Origin of the sequence: Proteiniphilum sp. UBA1028 (assembly GCF_002316955.1) — a bacterium.
Lineage (GTDB): Bacteria > Bacteroidota > Bacteroidia > Bacteroidales > Dysgonomonadaceae > Proteiniphilum.
Window position 1 is genome coordinate 1,467 of sequence record NZ_DCEN01000013.1, and the last position, 4,816, is coordinate 6,282.

Sequence of the window (4,816 nt, forward strand, 5' to 3'; positions counted from 1 at the left end):
TTAAACGGCGGGTCGGCCCTTGTGTTGATCGATGGCGTAGAGGGCGACCTCTCCCTGATTAACCCGCAGGACGTAGAGAATGTTTCCGTTTTGAAAGATGCCTCGTCAGCTGCTATCTATGGTGCCCGTGCCGCATTTGGTGTGATGCTGGTAACCACTAAGCAGGGACGTGAAAACCAGAAAATAAAGATCAACTATAATAATAACCTGGCATGGAGCACTCCGGCACGTTTGCCTGAGATGCCGAGAGCCGATGTATGGGCGAGAGCATGGAATGATGCATACGACAGTGAGTCGCCAGGCGACTATTATTTCAACGACCGTTTCCTGGCTGCGCTTGATGCACATATTGCCGATCCTGAAAATAATCCGGCTATCCTGGTGGACACCGAAGGTATTCAGAGCCCCAATTATACACCTAATAATCCCGGTTGGGCCTATGTTGGTAATACGGATTGGATTCATGAGTTTTATAAGGATGCCGCATTTATGCAGCAGCATAATCTGAGCATTGCGGGTGGTTCGGACAAATCAAGTTATTACCTTTCCGGCGGTTTTAAAGATCAGGGTGGAATCTTTCGTTATGGGAATGATGACTATAAACGTTATAACCTCTCTTTTACCTTCGATACAAAGATGACCGACTGGCTTGACCTCGGTTTTTCAACCAAATACAATTATACAAATAATGATGAACCGTATAAGGCTGGCTCATCTGCCGAGACCTGGTATTATGAAGTATATAGGATGTTTCCTACACTGTCGGTCTTTTTGCCCAATGGCGATTTTGCAGGAATGTCGCTGAGTCGCGGTAACTTTAATGTAATCGGTCATATGGCTGAGGCAGGACGTAGTATTAGTACCGGGAATGACATGTGGTATACCGGACGTTTCGACCTGCATCCATTCAAAGGCCTCTCTATTAAAGGAAACTATACGTTGAATAAATATTTCGGAAGAAGCAAAATACATCGTAAGACGGTTTACCAGACCATGCCCGAAGGGGTGGCTCCGGTTGAGAGCCAGACACCTAATTTTGTGTCTAACGGGAATAGCGAAAATAATTATCAGACATTCAACGTGTGGGCAGAATATAACTGGGATATAGACAAACTTCACAATTTCAAGGCGATGGGTGGATATAATCAGGAAGGAAAAGATTACAAGGGATTGTCATTCAGAATGTCAGACCTATTCGATAATGAAACTCCTATTTCCGATCTGGCCATAAACTATGTCAGCAATAACGAAACCGATACGCGATGGAGGGTACAGGGTCTGTTCTATCGGTTAAATTACGATTTCAAATCAAAATACCTTCTGGAATTGAACGGTCGCTATGACGGATCTTCAAAATTTCCTTCCGGCAAGCGCCATGTGTTCGTACCTTCTGCATCTGCCGGCTGGAGAATATCGGAAGAGAGTTTTTTCACTCCCCTACGCGGTGTGATAGATAACCTGAAACTCAGGGCATCTGTAGGGGTTCTGGGTAACCAGGCTATCAGTTCCTACTTCTCTTACATAGCATCTCTTACTGGTGGAGCCATGAGTAATTATATGATGAATGGCGAACCTCTCACCTATCTGTCGGCTCCCTCGTTGCCAAACAATGTTACATGGGAGAAAGTAATCAGCAGTGATGCCGGAATAGATCTGGCCTTGTTTGATAATCGCCTCTCCGGATCCTTCGATTATTATATCCGAGATACGAAAGATATGATACGCTCTGTGACACTTCCAGCTGTATTGGGTACCAGTGGAGGGCAGGAAAATCTTGCCGATATGCGAACCAAAGGATGGGAACTTGAAGTTTCCTGGAGGGATAAGATCAGCAATGTCCTGGGTAGCCCCTTGACCTATTCTTTATCGGCAGGTCTTTCTGATTATCAGGCTGAAATTACCAAATTTGATAACCCTACCGGTTCTTTGTCAATGTATTACAAGGGTTGGAAAATGGGAGACTATTGGGGATATGTTACTGATGGGTTTATAAGGGATGAGCATGAGGCTGCCCGTATGAATTATATACAAAGTTACATTTACCATACATGGAAGCCTGGAGATATCCGTTATAAGGATGTTAACAACGACGGGGTGATCAATATCGGTAAAAACACGTTGGATGATCCGGGTGACCTGGTGATTATTGGAAACAATACACCCAGATACCGCTATAACGCACAGCTGGATATCAATTGGAAAGGAATTGGCCTGTGGGTGATGTTCGACGGAGTAGGAAAGCGTGATGTGTGGACCAGCAGCGACCAGTTCTGGGGATTCCCGCGTGGCATCTACAACGGAAATATTTTCCAGTACCATATCGATAATACCTGGAGCCCGGAAAATCCTGATGCATACTATCCAAGAAAGTCGTTAAACAACAGGAATATACAGCGACAATCGAAATATTTATTGAATGCAGCCTATTTAAGATTGAAAGGCCTGACCTTCAGTTATAATCTTCCGAAGAAATACGTATCCAGTTTATTTATAGAGCAATTGAGAATTTATGTGAGCGGAAATAATTTGTGGGAAAAAACACATATGCCTCCGTTTATGACTCCCGATATAACGGAGAGCCTGAGCGATGGAGGGTCCAATTCAGGAAAAGAGTATGCTTTTATGCGAAATTTTTCTCTTGGAGCAAACATTACATTTTGACGATAACATAATTTAAGACACAAAAGTGATGAAAAAATATATATATTTATTGACCTATATAACACTAACAATGATAAGCTGCAACTACCTGGATGTGGAACCTGGGGACACTATTACCGATACCCGGTTCTGGGCTACGGCCAACGGGGTTGCACTGGAACAGTATTGTCATACCTATTATCCAAGCCTGGTAATCGGACATGGGAACCCCAATTCGTGGGACGGCAGCCCCCTGATTACCGCCGATCTGCAATCCGATAACCTCTTAAGTGGAGGTGCGAATCAGATTGCATTCGGTAAAAATGTGAAAAACCATACCGATGGGGCATGGAGTTGGGGCGTTATACGCGGATGTAATGCATTTCTGGAGAATTACATGCGTAGCCCGGCATCGGCGAATGATAAAAGACATTATGCGGGAGAGATCTATTTCTTCAAAGCTTGGGATTACTTCAATAAAATGAAACGTTTTGGCGATCTGCCCTGGTATGACAAGGTGCTGGATAAAAACGATCCGGACCTTTACAAGAAAAGGGATTCACGCGTGCTCATAACAGACTCCATACTGATGTGCCTGGACAGGGCAATAGAGTACCTGCCCAAGCAGACCGATGTGTGTAAGGTGAGTAAAAATGCTGCTTTATTACTGAAAGCAAGAGTCTGTCTGTATGAAGGGACCTGGAGGCGTTACCGCGATATGGAGGGCGATGAAGAACTGTTAAAGAAGGCATACGATACCGCGGGTGAATTGATGAAGACCGAATATGGACATAATCTATATACTGGTAACGGCACGGAGATGAGCTATTTCAACCTCTTTATACAGGATCATTATCAGGGAAATCCTGAAATCATATTATCTCGTGAGTATGATCCCGCAATAAATATGGGACATCAGATCTCCAGGCAATATCCGATGAGTAATTACGGTATGAGTAGGGATTGTTTTGAAGAATATTTGTGTTCCAGAACAGGGAAACCGATATCTGTCTGCGGATGCCACAATCCCCACATGGGATATCTGTCGGAGATGATGGATCGTGATAGACGTCTCGTACAGACTATCTGCGTGCCTGATCCGAACAGTCCTCATGCACAGTATCTGTACAGGAAGGACGGAGGTCTTATGAAAGGAGGAGCTCCCAATATCTTCAATCTTTTTGACGGAACCAATGAACGGCCGTTTTACGGAACATCCGTTACAGGATATTGTATCAGTAAGTTCTATAAAGCTTCTGAATGGGAAGGTACCGAGGCTTTCAAAGGAACCACCGATGCACCGGTAATGCGTTATGCCGAGGTGTTGCTCATAAGAGCCGAAGCAGGGGCTGAACTGGGACTGGACCCGGAACTGGATAAAACGATCAATGCCTTGAGGCGGCGTGTAGGGTTCTCCTTCGACCTGACTGCCAACCCTGTTGAGGATCCTGACCTGGTCAGTAAATATCCCGATATAAAAGGAGCCGACAAAAATCTTATTCGCGAGATCAGGCGGGAACGTCGTATCGAACTGTTTGCCGAGGGCTATCGATGGGATGACCTTTGTCGCTGGAGAGCAGGAGTGAACCTGTTGAACCGTGAGCGGAGAGGAGCGATTATGGATTCCAAATTCTATTCAGCAAAAGAGATCAATATGATCAGGGAGAAAATAGGATTCGATGAGGATGGATTCATTACTCCTTATGCCATAAGGGTTACATATAAACCCTCTTTCACGGAAAAAAACTATCTGTTCAATATTCCCATTGAAGAGACTTCTCTTAATCCTAATCTATTACCCGATAATCCGGGATGGTAAAACAATAAAAAATTGAAACATGATACGAATAAATGATTTAAAATCGAATAAAAAATATATTACTCTCTGGTACTTTGTATGTATGCTGTTTGTCAGCTGCTCTTCTTCATCTGATGAGGTGATGGTGCCCGGCTTGCACAAAGGGGCGAAAACCCCGTTGATGCAATCGGTTGCCGATTATATGGATAAGATCCAGGTGGTGGAAAAGGATTCGTCCTATCAGCTTACGGAGGGATTAACAATTACAGAGGTGAATTTCAGGTACTTGACCCGGCCTACCCGGATGTTTGTTGCCGAGATCGATTTAGATAAAAATCTTTCGGTTGTGACATGTACGCCCAACAATGAAAATATTCA

Annotated in this window: 2 protein-coding genes and 1 pseudogene; all 3 read left to right on the forward strand. The window is 44.2% G+C overall.

The window, feature by feature from the left end; translation table 11 throughout:
• A partial coding sequence (locus B3Z75_RS01775) for a SusC/RagA family TonB-linked outer membrane protein (protein ID WP_294067132.1) occupies nt 1-2,661 on the forward strand: 2,661 nt, incomplete at its 5' end.
• 28 nt (nt 2,662-2,689) lie between these two features.
• Nucleotides 2,690-4,459 carry a RagB/SusD family nutrient uptake outer membrane protein gene (locus B3Z75_RS01780; protein WP_286844920.1) on the forward strand — a complete coding sequence of 590 codons (1,770 nt, stop codon included), beginning with the start codon at nt 2,690-2,692 and terminating at the stop codon, nt 4,457-4,459.
• A 19-nt stretch (nt 4,460-4,478) separates the two neighbouring features.
• Nucleotides 4,479-4,816 (forward strand): annotated as a pseudogene (locus tag B3Z75_RS01785) (phosphodiester glycosidase family protein); the annotation flags it as partial.

Bases quoted from the DNA above. Each gene is read 5' to 3' on its own strand.
- B3Z75_RS01780 (WP_286844920.1), top strand. From the start codon at position 2,690: ATGAAAAAATATATATATTTATTGACCTATATAACACTAACAATGATA.